Raw genomic sequence first — 23365 nt, forward strand, 5'->3', positions numbered from 1 at the left:
ATGGCTAGAAAATCTGACATACATTGATATCACAGTTCTCACAGTTATTGATCCTCTTTAATTCCTCTAGATCAAGTACAGTAATTTTTTTCTTATCTATGGTTAAAATACCATCATTTCGCATCTCTCTTAAATGGCGGTTGACCACTTCTCTTGAAGTACCAATGAGTTTTGCTAACTCCTGGTTCGTTAATTTAGTATCAATCAATACACCATTACTTTTTTTAACGCCAAATGAATTCGTAAGACGGATTAACACACTGGCTAATGCACCGTATTTACCAAACATAAATAAATCTCTTATTTTAGTAGAATGTCTCGATCGCTCGATATCTACCCACTTCATCCATTCTTTCGTAAATTCAGGGTGTGCATAAATTGCCTCTTCAAACATATGTTTTTCAATACGGAGCAACTCTGAGTCTACTTTCGCTTGTGAGAATGTCGAGAATGTCTTTGGTCCACAAAAAAGTGTCACTGCCCCAAAAATAGAATCTTCATTTAAGAAGTGCGTCACAAGTTCAATGCCTTCCGGCTGCATTCTACATACGAATACTTCTCCAGACAGTAGCAAATAAATACAGTCTGTTTTGTCACCTGTATGATATATGTATTCATCTTTTTTTACTTTAATATTCGTGCCATTCTCTTTTATAAATTGAATAATTAAGTTTGGTTGAAATACTTGCACCATTACGATCTCACCCTCTTCACAACTTACTTAAAATTTTACCACGAAATGTGACTTTTATCACTTTTTTAAACGTTCGATTGTCATACACTATTCATATGAAGAGATTATGGAAGGTGATTACATGTCAAACAATGAGAAAAAGAAAGACAATGTAAATGAGAATCATCACGACGGAATGAACTTAAAAGGAACGTTCTTAATGGTTATGACACTCGGCGTCATAATGGTGTTATCGTGGTTTGGAGCATTTATGCTGTTTATGGAGAGAATGTAGAGGATGGTGAATAATTGTGCATAAATACGAAAAGATTTGGCTGACATTTGGTACAAGTGCTTTAGTTATTTTCTTAGTTATTTTAGGAATATCAGCTGTGCATCAAGGACACTCACCTGCTGCGAGTGGAATCGAAACAATTAACCCAGAGCATGTTAGAGATGATGCAAGATTTAAAGAACCTGGGTTATACGAAGCAGAGAGTGACGAATACGATTACGAATTATACTTTGTAGCAAGCGCATTCCAATATGAACCACGCGAAGTTGAAATTCCAAAGGGTTCTAGAGTAAGAATTCATGTTACAACTCCTGATGTGATTCACGGATTTGAAATTGCTCATACAAACGTCAACATGATGGTTGAACCGGGACTTATTTCAAAATACACTGCTAACTTCAATAAAGAAGGCGAATTCTTAATCATTTGTAACGAATATTGTGGTGTCGGACACACAGACATGACTTCATTAATTAAAGTAACTGGAGGTGAAGAGTAATGTCAGCAGAAAACTATACTGGAGACGCTATTTTCGATAAAAACACAAAAATCGATCCAAGAGACGGTCGACTCGTTCTTGCGAACATGATTTGGGTCATATTCGCTCTACTCATCGGTGGTACAGCTGGATTACTTCAAACTCTAGTCCGTTCTGGACAATTTGAACTTCCTTTTGGTATTGGATATTATCAGTTACTTACTTTACATGGTGTTATCTTAGCATTAGTGCTTACATTCTTCTTTATTATGGGATTCCAAACTGCAGCAGTTTCGCGCGTTTGTGGTGCCTTAAATAAAGTAGAAAGAACACTTGGATGGATTGGATTCTGGTTCATGACTGTCGGTACTTTAATGGCTGCAGCAATGATTGCAACGAACCAAGCATCTGTATTATATACATTCTATGCACCGCTTCAAGCACATGGATTATTCTATGTAGGACTTACGATCGTTGTTGTAGGTACATGGTTAGCTGCAACTGGTCAAATCATGAGATATCAAAGATGGAGACGTGAAAACAAAGGTCAAAAATCTCCACTACTCGCATTCATGGTCGCAGTAAACAACGTTATGTGGTATGTATGTACATTAGGTGTAGCTTCAATCATGTTATTCCAATTTATTCCTTGGTCATTTGGAATGATGGAAACAATCAACGTTAAATTAACTCGTACGTTATTCTGGTACTTCGGACACGCACTAGTATACTTCTGGTTACTTCCAGCATACATGGTATGGTACGTAAGTATCCCAAAAATTATTGGTATCAAAGGTTTCTCAGATAAGCTTGCAAGAATGAGCTTTGTTTTATTCCTATTCTTCTCTATTCCAGTTGGTATTCACCACCAATTAGTAGAGCCAGGAATTGACGCATTCTGGAAAGGACTTCAAGTAGTACTCACATTCATGGTAATTGTGCCATCATTAATTACTGCATTTAGTTTATTCGCAACGTTCGAAACATATGGTCGTAAACAAGGCGCAACTGGTCTATTAGACTGGTTTAAAAAATTACCTTGGAAAGACGCTAGGTTTGTACTTCCATTTGTTGGTATGTTGTTCTTTATCCCTGGTGGACTCGGCGGTATCATCAACGCATCAGGTCAAATGAACCAGCTCGTACATAACACGATCTGGATTGTAGGACACTTCCATATCACAGTTGGTGCACCTGTTGTTCTCACATATTTCGGTGCAATGATGTTCTTACTTCCACATATTACAGGAAAAAGAATTTCAACATCAATGAACACAATGGGACTTTGGCTCGCATATACATGGGCACTTGGTATGGGTATTATGTCTACAGCAATGCACATTGTTGGTCTAAAAGGAGCACCACGTCGTTCAACATTCTCTGAATACGGTGGACACGAAGTGGCACAAGAATGGATTTCATATCAAATGATGCAAGCAGTGGGTGGAGTATTCTTATTCATTGCAATCATTATTGCTGTAACATTATTTGTTCAGCTGATCATGGGGCCACGTTCTAATGAAGTTGAAGAATTCCCTGTAGCACGATTCTTAGATGATGACGTAATAAAAGTTGGCTGGGTAGAAAACTGGAGATTACTCGTAATTATCACTATCTTCCTAGTACTCATCGCTTACACAATGCCAATTTCACAGATATTCACTGAAAGCATTGCAGGATCTAAAGGATATAAATTCTGGTAACACAAAAATGCAACTGACTTAATTTGTCAGTTGCATTTTTTTATTCAATATAATCAATTGGTTTTCCTTCAATGGAACGTTTAGTTCCTTCTGTTAATGTAGTCGTGATTTTAATGAATAAAAAACCTACTCTTTCGAGTAGGTCTAAACTATTCTTTTGTTTTAATAATTTCTATATTTAATTCTTCTAGTTGTTCTTTTGATACCGTAGATGGTGATTTCATCATTAAGTCTGATGCACTTGTTGTTTTAGGGAATGCAATGACGTCACGGATGTTATCAGTTCCTGCAAGTAGCATGACAAATCTATCTAAACCGTATGCAATTCCGCCGTGTGGTGGTGCACCGTATTTAAATGCTTCGATTAAGAATCCAAACTGCTTATCTCTTTCTTCATCAGAGAATCCTAAAGCTTTAAACATCTTTTCTTGAAGTTCAGGATTTGAAATACGAATTGAACCACCACCGAGCTCATAACCGTTTAACACAATGTCATAGGCATTCGCTTTTGCTTTAGTTGGATCTGTCTCAAGTAATCCTTCGTCTTCCTTTTTAGGTGAAGTGAATGGATGGTGTGCAGCGATATAGCGTCCACGTTCTTCATCGTATTCAAATAATGGCCAATCTGTGATCCACACAAAGTTATATTGGTTCTTATCGAGTAAACCAAGGTCTTTTGCTAACTTATTGCGTAAGTTACCAAGTGACGCGTGAACAACTGATGGCTTATCAGCAACGAATAACACAAGATCGTTCTCTTCAACATTTAGAAGATTTTTTAGTTCACTCTGTTCAGATTCACCAAAGAATTTTGCGATTGGTCCAGTGAATCCTTCCTCGTTATATTTTAACCATGCAAGTCCTTTTGCATCGTAGTTTTTAACGAATGCTTCAAGTTGGTCGATATTCTTTCTTGAATATTCAGATGCTTGGTTTTTCACAACAATTGCTTTTACAACTCCACCGTTTTCTACAGTTGATTTAAACACTTTAAAGTCCACTGTCTTAGAGAAGTCTGATAAATCGTTTAACTTCATATCAAAGCGCGTGTCTGGCTTGTCTACTCCGTACTCATTCATTGCTGTGTCATAAGTCATGCGAGGGAATGGTAACAGAACATCTAGTCCTTTAACCTCTTTCATAACATGACTGATTAAACGCTCGTTCATTTCAATAATATCTTCTTGGTCAGTGAATGACTTCTCAATATCGATTTGAGTGAATTCTGGTTGTCTATCTGCTCTTAAGTCTTCATCTCTAAAACATTTTACAATCTGATAGTATCTTTCAAATCCACCGAGCATTAATAATTGCTTATAGATTTGTGGTGATTGTGGTAGTGCGTAAAACTCTCCTTCATGAATTCTTGAAGGTACAAGGTAGTCACGTGCACCCTCTGGTGTTGATTTAGAAAGAAATGGAGTTTCAATGTCCACGAACATTTCGTTATCTAAGAATTCACGTACTGCTTTTGTTGTTTTGTGTCTTAATCTTAAAATATTTTGTAACTCTTGTCTTTTAAGATCAACATAACGATATTTTAATTTAATGTCTTCATTGATGTTATCATCAGAAATTTGGAATGGTGGTGTCGCTGCTTTAGAAAGAATTGTTACATCTTCCACAATTACTTCTAAGTGGCCAAACTCATTATTTTTATTCACTTGGCTCTCGTCACGACGCACCACTTCACCGATTGCTTCAATGACAAATTCTGTTCTTAGAGTGTCCGCAGTTCGAAGTGCCTCTTTTGATACATCTGGGTTAAACACAATCTGAACGAATCCAGATACGTCACGGAGATCGATAAAGATTAACCCACCTAAATCACGACGACGTTGTACCCAACCGTTTAACTTAATTTTTTCGCCAATTTCTATATTCTTTATTTCATTTACTAAACTACGCTTCATCAAAGTTCACTTCCTCTTCAAAACTATCTAAGTTTGCTTCAACTTCTTCACGTGTTTCCATATTTCTCACGTGAATTTTTCCTGACTCTAACTCACTATCGCCGAGTACAATCATATATTTTGCTTTCTTTCTATCTGCATCTTTAATCTGGGCTTTCATACCGCGTGCTTTATAATCCATATCCGCACGATATCCATTCGTACGAAGACGATGTAAGATGACACTTGCTTCTGTACGCGCAACTTCTCCCATAGTAACAAGATAAAAATCGATCGTGTCATCGGTCGGTAATTCAATACCCTCTGCTTCAAGTGCAAGTAATAGACGTTCAATTGACATACCAAATCCAATACCTGTTTCACTTGGACCATCTAACATCTCAATTAGACCGTTATATCTACCACCACCAGCAAGTGTTGTGATTGCACCGAAACCTTCAGCACTACTCATAAGTTCAAATGCTGTGTGTGTATAATAATCAAGACCACGTACTAAATTAGGATCTACTACAAAACCAATACCCATCTTAGTTAGAGTCTCTTTCACTGCTTCAAAATATTCTTTTGAAGCATCGTTTAGATACTCCTGAATATTAGGTGCAGTTTTCATTAAAGGATGATTAGCATCCGTTTTACAGTCTAAGATTCTCATTGGGTTTTTATCGAGTCTAGACTGACAATCAGAGCAAAATTCACCAATAGATGGTGCAAAGTGCTCTCTTAATGCTTTCTGGTACTCTTCACGACTTTCAAAGTCACCGATTGAGTTGATGTGAAGTTCTAATTTTTCCAGACCAAAACTCTTATAAATGTCGAGTAATAGACTGATCACTTCAACGTCGATTAACGGATCCTCAACACCAATTGCTTCTACACCAAACTGTTCAAACTGACGGTAACGTCCTTTTTGTTGACGTTCGTATCTGAACATTGGACCTTGATAGAATAATTTTATCGGTTGATTTGGATCACCGTACATTTTGTTTTCAATGTAACTACGCACAGCAGGTGCCGTACCTTCTGGGCGGAGCGTCATGCTACGGTCACCTTTATCAGTGAATGTGTACATTTCTTTATTTACGATATCTGTTGTATCCCCAACACCACGAACAAATAGTTCTGTTTGTTCGAAAATTGGTGTACGGATTTCTTTATAGTTAAAGTTACGGCAAGTTTCTCTTAACACTTCTTCGATGTATTGCCATTTACTAGAATCAGTAGGTAAAATATCTTTTGTACCTCTTGGTATTTGTATCATAATTATTCCCCCATATATAAAAATATCCCTTATACCCAGTATCTGGATATAAGGGACGAAAAGTCGTGGTGCCACCCTACTTTAGCACATACGTGCTCTCATTTAAGATATTTAAGTAAAACAGAAGTGTCCATACAAGTGCTGTATTCATTACTTTCACCAACCGTAATGTCTCTAAAAATACGCTACTCTAAGTCTTCTATTCGTTATGATAATAGTAATAATTATAGAGCGTAAAATACGCTTAGTCAAATTATTTCTTCTTGTTCACATAATTATCGATACCTTCAGCAATCCCGTATACCATTCTCTCTTGATATCCTGGATCATTTAAAAGTGAATCATCTACACTATTAGATAAATAGCCAAGCTCAATTAAAGTAGCCGGATAATCGAGTTGCCAAATCACTTGATAGCCCATCTCTTGTGTTCCACGATTTGTTATAAATGCATATTTGTCCATTGATTCACTAATCGTTTCAGCGAGTTCTATCTGATTTTCATATCGATAGAATGTAGTAAATCCAGATACCTCACTACTTTCAAATGCATCACTATGAATACTGATAAAAATATCGCCATCCATTTTTCTACTATCTAAGTCGACAGTTTCATTTTCACCGCGGGTCATCACGACTGTTGCACCGGATTCTTCTAGCACTTTTTGTAGTTTAGTAGCAATAGAATACACAATATGTGCTTCATTGACTCCGAATATACTTGGTGCACCGGGATCATCTCCACCGTGCCCTGGGTCTAACACGATTCTTTGCCCTTTTAAATCAAAAGTTTTTCTTTCAAATTCCATTTGTATTGGTTCATATGATTCATTCGGCTCATATTTTTTTACTATAAAAACAAAAGTAATAATAAATAAAACAGAAAGAGTAAAAATAAAGAGTGGCTTTATATATAGATGTTTCTTATATTTTAAAAAATCACCAAACGCTTTAAGTATTGATTTTAAAACATCCATTACAGAATTTTGCCCTCTTGTGCCTCATAAATGATTGTAATCGGTCCATCATTTATTAATTTGACATCCATATCTTCGCCAAAGAATCCAGTTTTAACAGTGATGTCATGACTCTCTAATGCTTGGTTAAATTTTTCATAGAGCACTTTCGCTTTATCTCCAGAAGCTGCATTTGTAAACGACGGTCTATTCCCTTTTCTAACGTCAGCATAAAGTGTAAATTGAGATACACTTAATATATCTCCACCCACTTCTTTAATTGAAAGGTTAATTTTTCCATTTTCATCTTCAAAGTTGCGTGAGTTCGCAATTTTTTCAGCAAGCTTAATTGCATCTTTTTCAGTAGATGTTTCACTTACACCCACTAGTAATAAATATCCTGTATGAATTTCGTTAAATAATTCATTTGTTGAAACGGATGCATGTGAAACTTTTTGCAATACGATTTTCATATTAAGACCTCACTTAAACACACGTTCTACGCTGTAAATGTCAGGTAGATGTTTAATTTTTTCTACTAATTTATATAATTCATCATTAGATAAAACCATGACAGATAAAGTAATAATCGCAAACTTATTGATATCTGCCTTTCCATTTACTCGTGTAATCGGAATTTTTTCACTTGAAACTAGATTTAATACTTCGTTCACTAAACCGTTACGATCATATCCACTAATTTCTAAATCTACTTGATATCTCTTATCTTTTTTCTTATTCGCAACCCATTCAACGTCAATGAGTCTCGCAGTTTCATTCTTGATGTTTGGACATGTTGTGACATGGACTTTTACCCCATGTCCTTTTGAAATATATCCGATGATGTCATCACCAGGTATTGGATTACAACATTTCGCTAGATTTACGAGCATGTTATCCATACCTTCAACTACAACCCCACTGTCAGAAGATATTTCTTTGTAGTGTTTAGAACGATCCACGTCAACGACAACATTGGACTGTTCGCTTTCAGCAGGTTTGATATTTGCTGTTAAACGGTTTGTTGCTTGAGATGGTGTGATCCCACCATAACCAACAGCAGCAAATAAGTCGTTCTTTTCTTTTAAATTATAGCGTTCTAAGACGTCTGAGATGTTTTTATCGAATAAAACATCATCTATTTCAAGCCCGCGTGATTTAATTTCTTCTTCAATTTGAATGCGACCTTTTTCGATGTTTTCCGCTCGGTCTTGCTTTTTGAAGAAAGATTTAATTTTACTTTTCGTACTTGAAGATTTAACCATCTTTAGCCAATCTTGACTCGGCCCAAAGGACTGTTTACTTGTACGTACTTCAACAATATCACCTGTTTGAAGCACATGGTTGATTGGGACTAGTTTACCGTTAACCTTAGCACCAATCATCTTGTTTCCGACTTCAGAGTGAACTTGATAAGCGAAATCTATTGGAGTCGCACCGCTTGGTAATTCAATCACGTCACCATTTGGTGTAAAGACATAAATTTTGTCACTGAGTAAATCATTCTTCAAAGCTTCCATGAAGTCTTGTGCATTCGCATATGAAGACTCAGTGTCTACAATTTCTTTCACCCATTTATTTGCTGTAGTACTTTTCGCTTTTTGCTCTTTACCTTCTTTATATGCCCAGTGTGCTGCAACCCCGTGTTCAGCAACTTCGTGCATTTCAAATGTACGAATCTGAATTTCTAAAGGATCACCGTTAGGACCCACAACAGTCGTATGTAATGACTGATACATGTTTGGTTTAGGCATTGCAATGTAGTCTTTAAATCTACCTGGCATTGGCTTCCAAATCGTATGAATAATGCCGAGCGCAGCGTAACAATCACGAATATCATTTACGAGTACTCGAATCGCGAGTAAGTCGAAAATTTGATCAAACTCTTTGTCTTGATCTTTCATCTTTTTATAAATACTATAGATGTGTTTTGCACGGCCAGAAAGTTCGTTTTTAATGTGTGATTTCTGTAGTTCATCTTCAATCATACCAATCGCACGATTGATTATAACCTCACGCTCACTACGTTTTTTCTTCATGTAACTTACGATTCTAAAGTAACTAGCTGGATCGATATATCTGAGTGAAATATCTTCTAGTTCCCATTTAATGCTCGAAATACCGAGTCGGTTTGCGAGTGGTGCGTAGATTTCTAGTGTTTCTTTAGAAATGCGTATTTGTTTTTCTTCTGGCATTGCCTTTAAAGTACGCATGTTGTGAAGTCTGTCTGCAAGCTTTACTAAAATCACGCGAATGTCATTTGCAATAGCAATGAATAACTTACGATGGTTTTCTGCTTGCTCTTCTTCAACAGAACGGTATTTTACTTTTTCCAACTTCGTAACGCCATCTACTATTTCAGCAACTTCTTCATTGAACATTTCAACTAAGTCACTGTGCGTATATGGGGTATCTTCAACAACATCGTGTAAAAAACCAGCCACTATCGTTGGCATATCCAGTTTTAACTCCGCTAAGATACCAGCAACTTGAATTGGATGTGCGATGTACGGTAAGCCGTTTTTTCTATATTGCCCACGATGTGCTTTCTCTGCGAGATCATAAGCTTTTTTTATCCTATCGAGTTCTTGGTCTTCAAGATATGCACTACACATGTTAAATACGTCTTCTACTGTATATGGATATTCCTTCTTCATACTCATGATCTGATACCCCCTCCGTAATTTTTAGATTTGATATTAATTTTACACTATGTTGGTTAACAAAAAAAGCCTGAATTATCAGGCTTTCAGGCATTTAATCTTCATATTTAATTAATGAGACATAATCGTATCCTTCAAGTAATGATTTACCATCAAGATATTTAAGCTCAATAAGGAATGCCATTCCTGCTACAACGCCACCTAATTCTTCAATCAGCTTAATTGTGGCTTTTACAGTCCCACCAGTTGCAAGTAGGTCGTCTGTGATTAATACACGTGCACCTGGCTTAATTGCATCTCTGTGCATTTCAAGTGTATTTTGACCATATTCAAGATCATATTCAAACGCTACCGTTTCTCTTGGGAGCTTGCCCGGCTTACGGACAGGTGCAAACCCAATTCCGAGTTTATAAGCAACTGGACATCCAATGATAAATCCACGTGCTTCAGGTCCTACAACAATATCGATATCCAAGTCTTTCGCATATTCTGCGATTTGATCGACGGCATATCCATATGCTTCTCCATTATCCATGATTGTTGTAATATCTTTGAATTGTACGCCTTCTTTTGGCCAATTCTCTACTTCTGAAACATATTGTTTTAAATCCATGATTTCCTCCCAGGGACATTACTTTATTCATATATTTTACCATACAAATGCGTGTAAGACATTTAATTGTTTTGACTCGTAATTAAGTCCTCTAAATATTTTTTTAATTCTGGTCTTGACGACATTTTTAGTTTTGATTCAGATGCGAGTTTCTTCTGCATATCTGTGTACACCTTAGATTCACTGATAAGAATATCCTCTGTGATTTCAGGATTATAAAACACAACTCCATTCTGAAGTTTAACTCTCTCTAAATCTGTTAAAATATTCATCACTTTTTCTAGACTGTGCATTGAAATATTTAATTTTTTTGAAAATCGTGGTGCGTGTACTTTTAGATCGATGGCGCCATTTTTAGCTTCAGTAATGAGATTGTATGCATCTCTCACCGTGTGTTCTTTTGGAATCCCTTGGAAAAAGAGTTCTTCTTTTTCATTTAAAATGGCGATGATCTTGCCTACTTTTATTTCTCTTAATGTATGCTCGAATGCTTGTAGGTCAATCGGTAAATCTCTCAAAACAAGCGTGGATGCAATAAATGGTATCTGTTCACCGTAATGAAAATAATTGCTCCCAAGTTTTTCTTTACCTTCCTGAATTAAGAAGATATCCGTCGGTTTAATTAAATTAAAGTTCTGGTCTGCTTTTGCACGCATATCAATGACTCTTAATTCATCCATTTTAACGTCTTCAATGATCATTTGTAACTTTCTATTACCATTAAATTCATTCACATTCACTTTACCAATCACACTGACATGATCATCCGTCGACACTTCATCAGCCACGTATCCGAAGTTAAAGCCAATATAATCCATTGGTGTATTTTTCAGTTTAAATTTAAGATGGGCTTTATCTTTTCCAATTTGTCTAATCTCATCGATTGGCTTTCTCTCTTCCATAAATACAGGCGCAGGAAACTCTTGTCCAAACGGTCCTAGCTTATAAATTTCATTTAAATGTTCTTCGTTAAATGTCGGTGATAGTTCTAAATCCACGTGACGTGTTGGTTTTACTTTAAGTAAGTGTTCATTCACGTACAAAGTTGCCTTTTCTTTGAATATCTCAATATCCGCTTCAGGCACAGTAATACCGAACGCTGCTGCGTGACCATGAGCAACTTGAGTTGAATCCACACTGCGTATTAATGATAAGAGGTCCACACCTTCAATCGAACGGCTCGAACCTTTATATACACCTTCATCATGTGTGAGTAGAATCGCAGGTACGCCATTCTCTTCAACGATTCTAGAAGCAACGATGCCTAGAATACCAGGGTGCCAATCTCTACCATAAATGATTTGGACCTTATTATCTGTGTTGATCTGATCTTTTGCTTCTAAAAGTGTTGTTTCCACCATTTCTTTACGCGTATTGTTCAACTCTTCAATTTCAGCTGCTAACATGTTCGCGTAACTTGTATCATCAGTCAGTAACAATTCTACTCCAATAGATGCGTCACTAATGCGTCCTGTTGAATTTAATCTTGGACCAAAGAAAAAGCCGATTGTTTCAGTATCAATAGAGTCATTTTTTTCATTTAAATTCATGACCGCACGTAAACCGAGTGGTAAATTTTGATTTAATTCTTTTAAACCATCGATGACAATCCGCTTGTTTTCACCAAACATAGGTACCATATCAGCTACTGTTCCAATTGCAGCAAGCCCTATGAGATTTGATTTTAACAATCCGAGTGCTTCTACAACTTTATATGTGATTCCGACACCTGCTAAATGCGGATCACTGTAGTTCCCAGATGGATGATTTGGGTGAATAATAATTGCGTCAGGCAATGTGTCACTAAACTCATGGTGATCAATAATAATTGCATCGACACCATGATCTTTTAGTAGTTCAAATTCACGTACAGCAGTGACACCATTATCGACTGTAATGATGAGATCAACATTGCCTATTACTTCTTGTTCAAAGAAATCATAGTTTGGTCCATATCCATGGTCTACACGGTTTGGAATGAAGAAATGAACATTATCTGTTTTATCTAAGAGTGCTGAATATAGTAGCACCGTACTTGTGATACCATCAGCATCGTAGTCACCATAGATGAGGATTGTACTCCCTGACTCAATGTGTCTATTGATTGTGTCCACTGCTCTATCAATGTCATAAATCTCTTTAAAATTTCCATATTCAGGTTGAAGTACTGTTTTTATCTTCTCATAAGACGTAATATGTCTACGTTCTAGAAATTCTTTTGCGAAGGGTGAAATAGAAAATTCATTGACAGTCTCATCACTGATTTCCTCTATTTTTTTATTCAAAACCCAGTTGTATAATGATTTGAACATATAATTCCCCTTTAAAAAAACGTCTAGTTTCCTAGACGTTTCGTTTTTTATACGACTACCTTGTCATTATCTTTTTTAGAATCGTCATATACTATAAGTGTACCACCATTTTTACGTAGCTGTTTCTTTTTAAGTACGCCCCAAAGTTGGATGGCAATGAAGAGTGATGAGTACACTCCACTAATTAAACCAACGAGTAGTGCAACTGAGAATGTGAAGATTGCGTCACTTCCCATTAATACTAAGAACACAACGACGATTAAAACAGTCAGTACTGTGTTGATAGAACGAGTCAATGTCTGTCTGAGTGACGTATTGATGAGTCGATCAATGTCCGCTTCACTACGATAGACTTTCATTTTCTTATTGTTTTCACGTATACGGTCAAGTGTAACGATGGTGTCGTTGATGGAATACCCGACAATCGTCAGTACAGCTGCAATAAACGTAATATCCACTTCTAATCTGAAGATGGAGAATACCGCAACCATTATAAATACGTCATGTAAGAGTGCGAGCACCGCTGGTAAACCCATGCGCCATTCGAAACGAATCGTTACATAGATTATGATACCAATCGCAGCATATAGTAACGCTAATCCTGCGTTTCTAACAAGTTCTTGACCAATCACCGGACTCACCGTTGAAAGCATTGGTTCAGCCCCGTATTTTTCTTTAAAGTAAGACTGTACATTGGCAACTTCTTCTTTATTTAAATCTGTTGCATAACGCGCAACTACTGTATTGTTACCACTTGTTGAAATACTCTCAGGTTCTACCCCTAAATCTTTCAACTCATTATTTACAGTTTCAGCAGTGACACCGTCTGTCACTTGAATGTCCGCACGTGTACCACTTGTAAAGTCGATACCAAGATTTAACTTAAAGATAAAGAGCACAACAATACCTGCGACAATAAGCACTCCGCTTAGTGCGAAAAATTTGTTTGCATGTTTCGCGAAGTCTAACTTATCCCAAGCTGTAGTTAGATCTTGAACATCTACACCCTCACTGATTAAGTGGATGTGTTTTTGTTTAAGTCCAAACAGACCAGGCTTGTTGTCTAAATATCCAGAGTTTACAAGTAATCTCATAAGTACTCGTGTTAAGAATACTGCTGTCACAAAGCTCATAATGATTGATAGTAAGAGCATTGTTGCGAAACCTTTAACACTTGATGTACCAAAAATAAAGAGTACGATTGCAGCGATTAACGTAGTAAGGTTTGCATCGACGATGGTCCATAATGATTGACCTGCACCTTTTTGATACGCAGCTTTCGTCGTTCGACCAATCCTTAATTCTTCCTTAATACGCTCATACAAGATGATATTGGCATCGACAGCCATACCGACCCCGAGAATCAGTGCGGCAATACCTGGAAGCGTAAGTACACCGTTAATTAAGTTAAATGCATATACTGTTACGAATACATAAACAATTAACGTAATAGATGCAACAATACCAGGCACTCTGTAGAATAAAATCATAAAGAGAAGAACAAGACCAACACCAATTGCACCAGCAATGACAGTTTCACTTAGAGCTTTTTCACCGAACTGTGCACCAACTGAAGTTGAATAAATCTCCGTTAACTTAACAGGAAGTGCACCTGAGTTTAGTAGTGCTGCAATATTTTGCGCACGCTCTAACCCTTCTTTACCTTGGAACCCACCTGAAATCATTACGTCCGTTGAGTTAATTGGCTGTGCCACATTCGCTGCAGAGATAAACTTCGGATTCTCTTTCATTGCTTCTTCTTTATATGAGTCTACGCCTTCCTCAAAATCCATCCAAATGACCATGATATTTTGACCTTCAGGCATTTCTGAGATCTTTTTCGTCACTTCATTGAATTTTGACGCATCCTTTAATTTTAGTGATACCATCGGGTTGTTGAGCTCGTCATATCCTTGGCTTGCGCCACCCTGTTCTAAATCTCCACCTGAGAGCATCACATTGTCATTGACGTCACGAATTGTGAGCTCTGCTTGAGTTGCGAGTAGTTCACGCGCAGATTGCTGATCATCTATACCAGCGAGCTGTACTCGAATTCTATTTCCTTCTTCAATTTGAATATTTGGCTCACTAACCCCAAGCACGTTGACACGAGAATCTAAAGTTGATGCTGTTGAACGAACCGCCGTATCATCAATTTTTTCTCCGTCATTAAGTGGTTCAACTTGGTATAAGACTTCAAAACCACCCTGTAAATCAAGCCCTAAATTAACATCTTTGAATATATCTTTTGCTGTGAGTGAAATAACTGTAAAAAGTAAAACTACAATCAACAGCCAAGAAATTATTCTACTTGGTTTCTTTTTCACCTCGTCACCTTACCTTTCAATAGCTCAATTATAAACTTATTTGGGTAAAAAAAAAATGGAAAATAAAAAAAGCCGACAGAGTCGACTTTTTAAGCCTTGTTTACAACTTGATGTAACGCACGACGTTCGAATTTTACAACGGTGCCATCACCAAGATCCACATACATGTGGTTTGCATCAAATGAAGTAACAACACCGTTAATACCACCAACAGTGATAATTTCGTCTCCTTTATTAAGGCTAGACTGCATGTTGTTCATTTCTTTTTGACGCTTCTGAGCTGGACGAATCATTAAGAAATACATCACAGCAAAGATCGCGATAAATGGTAGTAACATTCCAAGAATATCCATTATATATTTTCTCCTTAAAAGTTTTTTGGGTTGACATTATTTAACCCGTACGCTTCAAAGAAAACTTCTTTAAAATCAAGCAAACTATCATTCAATATTGCTTTACGTACATCTTCCATTAATTTTAACAGAAAATAGAGGTTATGGTAAGTCGTAAGACGAGCACCTAGAATTTCATTCGATTTAAACAGGTGTCTGATGTAAGCACGTGAATAATTTTTACACGTATAGCAGTCACAATTTGGATCTAGTGGTGTGAAATCACGCTCATATTTTTTGTTTTTAACAACTAGACGACCATTAGATGTCATACATGTACCGTTTCTTGCAATACGTGTTGGTAACACACAGTCAAACATGTCAACACCACGTATTACACCTTCCACTAGTGCGTCCGGTGATCCGACACCCATCAAGTATCTCGGCTTGTTTTCAGGCAAGTACGGAATCGTTTCTTCTAACATTTGGTACATCAATGGTTTAGGTTCCCCTACTGATAATCCTCCAATAGAGTATCCAGGAAAGTCTAGACTTGTTAACTCTTTCGCGCTTTGTTTACGAAGATCTGCGTATTCCCCACCTTGAACGATTCCAAAAAGTGCTTGTGTTTTATCTTTACCAGATTTTGTGTGATACTCGAGTCCTCGTTCCGCCCAACGTGTTGTACGTTCAAGAGAATCTTTTACGTACTCTCTCGTCGACGGAATTGGTGCACATTCATCAAATGACATGATAATGTCTGCACCTAAGTCGTGCTGAATTTCCATCGCTTTTTCTGGAGATAAAAACAGCTTAGACCCATCTAAGTGACTTCTAAAATGTACGCCTTCCTCTTCAATTGTTCTAATGTTTTGTAAGCTAAATACTTGGAATCCACCACTATCCGTTAATATCGGTTTGTCCCAGTTCATAAATTTGTGTAAGCCGCCTGCTTCTTTAACGAGATCATTTCCCGGGCGGAGCCATAAATGATATGTGTTCGAGAGAATAATCTGACTTCCGATATCTGCAAGCTCTTCCGGAGTCATCGTTTTTACAGTCGCTAGTGTGCCGACTGGCATAAAAATCGGAGTTTCAATAACGCCGTGTGGTGTATGAAGACGTCCGAGTCTAGCACCAGACTGCTTACACGTGTGTATATGTTCATAGCGAATCGCCATTTGTTCACGTCCTTATAATAAACATTGCATCACCAAAGCTAAAGAATCGATACTTCTCTTCAATTGCATGTTGGTATGCATTTAAAATATTTTCTCTTGTGCTAAATGCTGAAACAAGCATGACAAGAGATGATTTTGGAAGGTGGAAATTCGTGATGAGGCCGTCGATTGACTCCACTTCAATTCCTGGATAAATAAAGATATCTGTAAATCCACTGTCAGCAACAAACTTGCCGTGTTTTTTATAAATCGTTTCTAGCGTGCGCGTTGAAGTTGTACCTACACTGATGATTTTATTACCACGTTTACGTGCAGCGTTTAGTGCATTCGCTGTATCTTCATTCATCGTGTAAAATTCACTGTGCATTTCATGCGTTTCAATATCTGTCACTGAAACAGGTCTAAATGTTCCAAGACCAACGTGAAGTGTCACCATGTGAATTTCTACACCACGTTCTTTAAGAGTTTCAAGAAGTGCTTCAGTAAAGTGTAATCCTGCTGTCGGTGCAGCAGCACTTCCTGATTCACGTGCAAATACCGTTTGGTACCTGTCTTTATCTTCTAAACGTTCTTTGATGTATGGTGGAAGTGGCATTTCACCGAGCTGATCTAAAATTTCCTCTAGGATTCCCTCGTGGTGTAGTTTCACCATGTGTATGCCTTCGTCGTGTTTTTCAACGATTTCAGCGACAAGTTGTCCATCACCAAATGATACTCTTGTACCAATTGAAACACGTTTGGCTGGTTTAATGAGCACTTTATAGAGAGATTCTTCTGGATTTAATAGAAGAATTTCAATTTTAGCACCGGTATCTTCTTTTACACCAAATAGACGTGCTGGAAGTACTTTTGTGTCATTTAAGACAAGACAATCACCTGGATTTAAATAGTCTACAATATCATAGAATTTTTTGTCCGCAATGTCACCTGTCTCTCTATCTAACACTAACAGTTTTGACTCAGTTCTATTTTTAAGTGGCGTTTGTGCGATTAATTCTTCTGGTAAATCAAAATCAAATTCATTAATATTCATTATTGTTTGCTCCAAACGATTGTTCAAAATAGTCTATTGCTTTTGCCGTTGCTTTTCTACCTCGTGGCGTACGCTCTAAGAATCCTTTTTGAATTAAATAAGGCTCATAAACGTCTAAAAGTGTGATAACTTCTTCACCAATTGAGACCGCAACAGTTTCAAGTCCAACGGGGCCACCGCCATACGTCTCAATGATCGTCTGCATAATTTTATGGTCTACTGGATCGAGTCCTTCACCATCGACTTCTAACACATTAAGCGCATAGTTCGTCGTCTCTAAAGTGATGGATTTTTCCTCTTTTACCATTGAAAAGTCTCTGACACGTCTAAGTAAACGATTCGCAATACGCGGTGTACCTCTACTGCGCTTCGCGAGCTCGTGTGCAGAATCAGCATCAATCTTACTATCAAAGATATCTGCAGTACGATTTATTATCGTTTCTAGACTATCAATATCGTAATATTCTAGTCTTAATTGCACACCAAAACGGTCTCGTAATGGTGCCGATAAACTCCCAAAACGCGTCGTCGCACCGACCAATGTAAATGGAGGCAAATCGATTCTGATGCTTCTTGCTTCATCACCTTTACCTATCACAACGTCAATGAAAAAATCTTCCATTGCTGAATATAAAATTTCTTCGACAATCCTAGGGAGTCTGTGAATTTCATCAATAAATAAAACGTCACCTGGCTCGAGACTAGAAAGAATTGCAGCAAGATCACCTGGACGCTCAATGGCAGGTCCAGTTGTCGTTCTGATATTGACTTCCATTTCATGGGCGATGATGTTAGATAACGTCGTCTTTCCAAGACCTGGTGGGCCGTGTAAGATCACGTGGTCTAGCGCTTCACCGCGCATTTTAGCTGCATCAATAAAAATCTTTAAGTTTCTTTTAATTGTATCTTGGCCAATATATTGTGATAAAACGATGGGACGAAGAGACAACTCAACCATTTCTTCGCCAGTTTCTTGCGCGTCATTTAGTATTCTTTCGTCCATAATTTCCTCCCACTATTATTCGACAATAAATTTTAACCCTTGTTTGACTGCCTCTTCGACAGTGTCGATGTCTAACTGCTTCAGGTGTTTATCTAATTTAGTAAGTTCTCTCTTACTGTAACCTAGGGCCTCTAGTGTCATCAGTGCTTCATCTATAATAACGTCGTTTGATTTAGTAGTCACTTGAACTGTTTCTACTAACTCTTCGTCATAAGAAAGCTTACCTTTAAGGTCTAAAATAATCTGCATTGAAGACTTTTTACCAATCCCCGGAAACTTCTGAAGATACGCCTGATCCTCATTTTCAATAGCATGGATTATTTCGTTTGGTGTTGATGCGGCTAAGATTGCGAGTGCACTCTTAGGACCAATTCCTGTCACTTTAAGGAGAGAGTGAAACATCGCTTTCTCCTTTTCTGTTTTAAATCCATACAACGTTAGACTATCTTCGCGTACAATTTGTTCAATAAAAATCTGCACTTCAGTGTTTAATGCACTTTCAAATCTAAATGGATTTGGTACAACAATTAAAAAACCAATATTATTATTTTCAAGCGTGACAAAAGTTGGTTTAACTTCTGTAATTACTCCCTTAATATATTGATACATTTCTTCACCTATTCTACAAATTCAAATTCAAAGTCCATAATTCTAACGATTTCACCTGTCTTAATGCCACGTTTACGTAGTGCTTCATCAATACCCATAGAACGCATTTGTCGTGCGAAACGACGGACTGCAGAATCTCTTGAGAAATCAGTCATCATAAACAGACGTTCGATACCTTCGCCAGAAACAACAAATGTACCATCCATATCACGTGAAATTTCGAATTGATCGCGATCTTTTTCATGTTTATAAACAACACGAATGTCAGAATCATCAATTTCAACTTCTTCTTGTTCTTCATAATTATCGAGTGTATCAGCAATTTCATAAAGTAACTCGTCAATACCTTGACCTGTAACCGCAGAAATCTGCATGATTTTAGAATCTGTATCGACTTCTCTCTTAAATTTTTCGAGTGTTTCATCGTCTGATAAAATTTCGATTTTATTTAACGCAATAATTTCAGGACGAGATAATAGTGATTCATTATATAATTTCATTTCATTTCTGATTGTATTATAGTCTTCCACGGCATCTCTAAATTCAGTTTCAGCAATATCAATCACGTGAACAAGCACTTTAGTACGCTCTACGTGTCTCAAGAACTGATGTCCGAGACCAGTACCTTCTGACGCACCTTCGATTAAACCAGGTAAGTCCGCCATAACGAAGCTACGTCCGTCTTTAGTGTTCACGACACCAAGGTTCGGCTTAATTGTAGTGAATGGATATGCAGCAATTTTTGGTTCAGCACGTGATACTCTGCTAAGAAGTGTTGACTTACCAACACTTGGGAAACCAACTAGCCCAACGTCTGCCATGAGTTTGAGTTCTAAGATAACTTCAACTTCTTGACCAGGTTCTCCGCCTTCTGCGAAGTCCGGTGCAGTATTGCGACTTGATACGAAACGAGAGTTTCCGCGTCCACCACGCCCACCTTTAGCGATGACAGCCGTTTGACCATCCGTTGTTAGGTCAGCAATAGGTGCACCACTTTCAGCATCCTTCACGATTGTACCTGGTGGTACTTTTAGAATTAATGCATCACGACTCTTACCGTGTTTATTTGCGTTCATTCCGTTTTCACCATGCTCGGCTTTAAAGTGGCTTTGGAATCTAAAATCCATTAAAGTACGGAGACCTTCATCCACTTGCATGACGATATCGGCACCATTACCACCATCACCTCCAGCAGGACCACCCATTGGTACATATTTTTCACGACGGTATGCAACAAGTCCGTTACCACCGTTACCTGCTTTTAAATGTATTTTTACATAATCGACAAACATTTTGTCACCTCCATTAAATTTATAAAAAAAAGCATCAGCTTCTGCTGATGCTACAATTACATTACTTTGCTTCTTGGTATACAGAAACACGTTTTTTGTCTCTACCGAAACGTTCGAACTTAACAACACCATCGACTTTAGCGAATAATGTATCGTCTCCACCGCGTCCAACGTTCACGCCTGGATGAATTTTAGTTCCACGTTGACGATAAATAATTGATCCACCTGTTACAAATTGTCCGTCTTGACGTTTAGCACCAAGTCTCTTTGAGTGTGAATCACGACCGTTTTTAGTTGAACCTACACCCTTCTTAGATGCGAAGAATTGTAAGTCTAATTGTAATTTAAACATTTAAGTCCACCTCACTTATAACTTAATTTAATATATTCTTGGTATGACTCTTCTATCGTTTGTAGTGATATAATCATAGAATTCAGAATGAGTTCAGCACGTTCATCAAATTCTAATATATCAATTTTAAAGTAGCCACCATTCGGATCTTGTTCAACGGATACTTTTCCTTCAGTAAGTTCGAACAACGCATTGGTTGAACCAAACACTACTGCAGATGCACCTGCACAAACAATATCTTGACCATGAACGTCATAGTCTGCATGGCCACGCATTGTGATACGCTCAATTTGATTACTGTTACTCTTCTTAATTTCTATTTCAACCATTAAGCATCAATCTTTTCGATTGTTACTTTAGTGAATGGTTGTCTGTGACCTTGTTTACGATGGTAGTTTTTTCTACGTTTAAACTTGATCACGTCGATTTTTTTAGCACGACCTTGTTTTTCTACTTTCGCAGAAACAGTAGCACCTTCAACTAATGGAGCACCAACTTTAACGCTGTCTCCACCAACGAATAATACTCTGTCAAAAGTAACAGTGTCGCCTTCTTCAACGTCTAATTTTTCAACGAAGATCGTTTGACCTTCCTCTACTTTTAGTTGTTTACCGCCAGTTTCAATAATTGCAAACATACTTACACCTCCTGAATATTAAGACACGCCATATAGGTGGATTTCTCACTTAAACCTTTTCTGAGCGGTTGATGTTTACAAATTCATCAACTTCTATATTATAAAGTAGTTCATTTTCTAAGTCAACGATTATTAAATACAGATTTACGAATTTTTGAAAGTATAATAACTACAATTAAGAGTGGGATATAGAGTATTGAATTTAAGAGTAAACTTGGTACTGCACGTAACGCAAAATAATCGAATACCGGCATCTCAATAACACCTATCACTCTATACATCAAATAAATATACGTATCAAATAAAAATGTGTTCATGATGATGACGAAAAACAATGTGACATAGTCTCTATAGAACACTCTGAAAGCTGAATTCATAAATAGCACGAACAGAACAAATCCAAACAGATGTAATCCATAGATAGTACCAATGTATACGTCAGTCATTAATCCGAGGATGAGTGCAGTAGTAACACTCCACTTCAGTCCGAGATAATAAGATAAAAGTAAAATATACATGAAGAGTAATTTAGGTACGAAATAGACATTTAGCCCAGCGACATCAATTGGGCTAATATTCGTAAAAGAAATATCTACATATAATAGAAGAAATGAGATTAAAAATAAAAAAATAGTTCTCATTTAATCACCTAAAGACTCCGGGTCTCTCTTTAAAACAAATACAGTGTCAATATTGTCGATGTCACTCGCTAAAGACACATGTGCATTTTGACTTAACCCGTATGAATCATTTTCAGAAGTGACAACCTCACCGATGATGATCCCCTCAGGGAAATCACCCGTTAATCCGGAAGTATACACTTTCGCATTCTTATTAATGCGTCCTTCATTCACGATATTATTTACTAATAACGTATCTGTTTTTTCGTCATACTTTTCAATCGTACCGTAATGTTTGTTTTTACCATCTCTAATTTCAACAGAGATATTCTCTTTCGCTGTGTTCGTAGCGATGATTTCAACATAAGAAGACATTCCGTTGACACGCTTTACGATCCCGATTAGACCTTTAGGCGTCATCACTGCCATGCCCTCTTCGATTCCGTCTTTTTGACCTTTATCTATAACAAAAGAATTAAGCCACTGATCCGGTGCTCGAGAAATAACGCGAGCATTGATAGATTCGTAGTCGAGTTTCGAAGAAACATCTAGTGCTTCCTTTAATTCCTTATTCTCTTCGGCGAGTCTCTCGTTATCTGCTTTAAGCTGCGGCAATGAATCGAGCTTGGCCTCTAACTCATTTATTTTTTTATCTGCACCAAATCCACTAAAAATACCTGAAAAAATATTACCAATAAAATTAAATGGCGCATCGATGACGCGTTGAGTGGTTGCAGTCGTATCCGCTGTAAACTGTTCAGCTTTAGTAGTATGCGATCTGTCAGATAATGAAAATCCGATTAATAGAATTAACACGATTACTGAAACAATAACGATGATCATTCTGTTTCTATTCAAAAATCGCATGAACCCACCTCCATATATTCCATACAAGTTTACCACAACCACCCGCACTACTTCTATTGTAAAAAGAGAAAAATGAAGATAGCTTGAAAGGGAAGATTTATACAAAACTTTGTGCCTTATTTGTGCCTTTTAATATGTAAAAAAGAGTATTATAAGTTATCTTAGTAACCCTATAAATAAAGAAAACCACCAGAGATGGCGCTCTCTAGTGGTTTTGTTTTAGACTAGCTAAAACGTAACAGATAATAA

23 protein-coding genes and 1 other annotated feature are annotated in these 23365 nt (G+C 37.3%); of the genes, 3 read left to right on the forward strand and 20 right to left on the reverse strand.

Annotation, left to right across the window (positions count from 1 at the left end; genetic code table 11):
• Positions 1-4: 4 nt before the first annotated feature.
• The gene (locus tag IEU51_RS02260) at positions 5-694 is read right to left on the reverse strand and encodes a Crp/Fnr family transcriptional regulator (RefSeq protein WP_186087421.1); all 690 of its coding nucleotides are present in this window, start codon (positions 692-694) and stop codon (positions 5-7) included.
• Positions 695-815: 121 nt separating this feature from the next.
• Here IEU51_RS02260 and IEU51_RS02265 point away from each other — a divergent pair, with 121 nt between their 5' ends.
• Genes IEU51_RS02265 through IEU51_RS02275 form a run of 3 tightly spaced genes read left to right on the forward strand, consistent with a single transcriptional unit; the run spans position 816 to position 3149 of the window.
• Positions 816-968 carry a cytochrome c oxidase subunit 2A gene (locus tag IEU51_RS02265; protein WP_186087418.1) on the forward strand — a complete coding sequence of 51 codons (153 nt, stop codon included), beginning with the start codon at positions 816-818 and terminating at the stop codon, positions 966-968.
• Positions 969-984: 16 nt separating this feature from the next.
• Positions 985-1467, forward strand: coding sequence for a cytochrome c oxidase subunit II (locus tag IEU51_RS02270; protein WP_308808166.1), 483 nt, complete (start codon positions 985-987; stop codon positions 1465-1467).
• A complete protein-coding gene (locus tag IEU51_RS02275; protein ID WP_186087415.1) occupies positions 1467-3149 on the forward strand; it encodes a b(o/a)3-type cytochrome-c oxidase subunit 1 in 1683 nt (560 codons plus the stop codon). The genes IEU51_RS02270 and IEU51_RS02275 overlap by 1 nt, the downstream gene beginning before the upstream one ends.
• A 149-nt stretch (positions 3150-3298) precedes the next feature.
• Here IEU51_RS02275 and aspS read toward each other — a convergent pair whose 3' ends face one another.
• The 19 genes from aspS to mreC form a co-directional block, all read right to left on the reverse strand.
• Complete coding sequence (gene aspS / locus IEU51_RS02280) at positions 3299-5062, reverse strand: aspartate--tRNA ligase (protein WP_186087412.1); 1764 nt, start codon at positions 5060-5062, stop codon at positions 3299-3301.
• Positions 5052-6320 carry a histidine--tRNA ligase gene (gene hisS / locus IEU51_RS02285; RefSeq protein WP_308808167.1) on the reverse strand — a complete coding sequence of 423 codons (1269 nt, stop codon included), beginning with the start codon at positions 6318-6320 and terminating at the stop codon, positions 5052-5054. Before hisS ends, aspS begins: the two co-directional genes overlap by 11 nt.
• 253 nt (positions 6321-6573) lie before the next feature.
• Positions 6574-7128, reverse strand: coding sequence for an N-acetylmuramoyl-L-alanine amidase family protein (locus IEU51_RS02290; RefSeq protein ID WP_229713803.1), 555 nt, complete (start codon positions 7126-7128; stop codon positions 6574-6576).
• 167 nt (positions 7129-7295) lie between these two features.
• Entirely contained in the window at positions 7296-7748 is a 453-nt protein-coding gene (dtd, locus tag IEU51_RS02295; protein ID WP_186087407.1) for a D-aminoacyl-tRNA deacylase, read from the reverse strand.
• A 9-nt stretch (positions 7749-7757) separates the two neighbouring features.
• Positions 7758-9932 (reverse strand): RelA/SpoT family protein, encoded by a 2175-nt coding sequence (locus tag IEU51_RS02300; protein ID WP_186088375.1) that lies wholly within the window; start codon positions 9930-9932, stop codon positions 7758-7760.
• Positions 9933-10032: 100 nt separating this feature from the next.
• Positions 10033-10551, reverse strand: coding sequence for an adenine phosphoribosyltransferase (locus IEU51_RS02305; RefSeq protein ID WP_186087404.1), 519 nt, complete (start codon positions 10549-10551; stop codon positions 10033-10035).
• Positions 10552-10613: 62 nt separating this feature from the next.
• Positions 10614-12863 carry a single-stranded-DNA-specific exonuclease RecJ gene (gene recJ / locus IEU51_RS02310; RefSeq protein ID WP_186087401.1) on the reverse strand — a complete coding sequence of 750 codons (2250 nt, stop codon included), beginning with the start codon at positions 12861-12863 and terminating at the stop codon, positions 10614-10616.
• A 47-nt stretch (positions 12864-12910) separates the two neighbouring features.
• Positions 12911-15190 (reverse strand): protein translocase subunit SecDF, encoded by a 2280-nt coding sequence (gene secDF / locus IEU51_RS02315; RefSeq protein ID WP_186087398.1) that lies wholly within the window; start codon positions 15188-15190, stop codon positions 12911-12913.
• A gap of 89 nt (positions 15191-15279) precedes the next feature.
• Positions 15280-15543 (reverse strand): preprotein translocase subunit YajC, encoded by a 264-nt coding sequence (gene yajC, locus IEU51_RS02320; RefSeq protein WP_186087395.1) that lies wholly within the window; start codon positions 15541-15543, stop codon positions 15280-15282.
• A 14-nt stretch (positions 15544-15557) separates the two neighbouring features.
• Positions 15558-16703, reverse strand: a complete 1146-nt coding sequence (gene tgt, locus IEU51_RS02325; protein WP_186087392.1) for a tRNA guanosine(34) transglycosylase Tgt — start codon at positions 16701-16703, stop codon at positions 15558-15560.
• A gap of 4 nt (positions 16704-16707) precedes the next feature.
• Positions 16708-17736 carry a tRNA preQ1(34) S-adenosylmethionine ribosyltransferase-isomerase QueA gene (queA, locus tag IEU51_RS02330; protein ID WP_186087389.1) on the reverse strand — a complete coding sequence of 343 codons (1029 nt, stop codon included), beginning with the start codon at positions 17734-17736 and terminating at the stop codon, positions 16708-16710.
• Entirely contained in the window at positions 17726-18739 is a 1014-nt protein-coding gene (ruvB, locus tag IEU51_RS02335; RefSeq protein WP_186087386.1) for a Holliday junction branch migration DNA helicase RuvB, read from the reverse strand. The genes queA and ruvB overlap by 11 nt, the downstream gene beginning before the upstream one ends.
• Before the next feature lie 15 nt (positions 18740-18754).
• Positions 18755-19348: a Holliday junction branch migration protein RuvA gene (gene ruvA / locus IEU51_RS02340; protein ID WP_186087383.1), complete on the reverse strand. Its 594-nt coding sequence runs from the start codon at positions 19346-19348 to the stop codon at positions 18755-18757.
• Between the two features lie 8 nt (positions 19349-19356).
• The gene (obgE, locus tag IEU51_RS02345; RefSeq protein ID WP_186087380.1) at positions 19357-20640 is read right to left on the reverse strand and encodes a GTPase ObgE; all 1284 of its coding nucleotides are present in this window, start codon (positions 20638-20640) and stop codon (positions 19357-19359) included.
• A gap of 61 nt (positions 20641-20701) precedes the next feature.
• Positions 20702-20992: a 50S ribosomal protein L27 gene (gene rpmA / locus IEU51_RS02350; protein ID WP_186087377.1), complete on the reverse strand. Its 291-nt coding sequence runs from the start codon at positions 20990-20992 to the stop codon at positions 20702-20704.
• 11 nt (positions 20993-21003) lie between these two features.
• The gene (locus tag IEU51_RS02355) at positions 21004-21321 is read right to left on the reverse strand and encodes a ribosomal-processing cysteine protease Prp (protein WP_186087374.1); all 318 of its coding nucleotides are present in this window, start codon (positions 21319-21321) and stop codon (positions 21004-21006) included.
• A complete protein-coding gene (rplU, locus tag IEU51_RS02360; protein WP_186087371.1) occupies positions 21321-21629 on the reverse strand; it encodes a 50S ribosomal protein L21 in 309 nt (102 codons plus the stop codon). Before rplU ends, IEU51_RS02355 begins: the two co-directional genes overlap by 1 nt.
• 11 nt (positions 21630-21640) lie before the next feature.
• Positions 21641-21709: a sequence feature (ribosomal protein L21 leader region), on the reverse strand.
• A 42-nt stretch (positions 21710-21751) separates the two neighbouring features.
• The gene (gene mreD / locus IEU51_RS02365) at positions 21752-22270 is read right to left on the reverse strand and encodes a rod shape-determining protein MreD (protein WP_186087368.1); all 519 of its coding nucleotides are present in this window, start codon (positions 22268-22270) and stop codon (positions 21752-21754) included.
• Positions 22271-23116, reverse strand: a complete 846-nt coding sequence (gene mreC, locus IEU51_RS02370) for a rod shape-determining protein MreC (RefSeq protein WP_186087365.1) — start codon at positions 23114-23116, stop codon at positions 22271-22273. It lies immediately after the preceding gene.
• Between the last annotated feature and the right edge of the window lie 249 nt (positions 23117-23365).

The sequence above is a fragment of the Phocicoccus schoeneichii genome (genome assembly GCF_014635565.1).
Classification (GTDB): Bacteria; Bacillota; Bacilli; order Staphylococcales; family Salinicoccaceae; genus Phocicoccus; species Phocicoccus schoeneichii.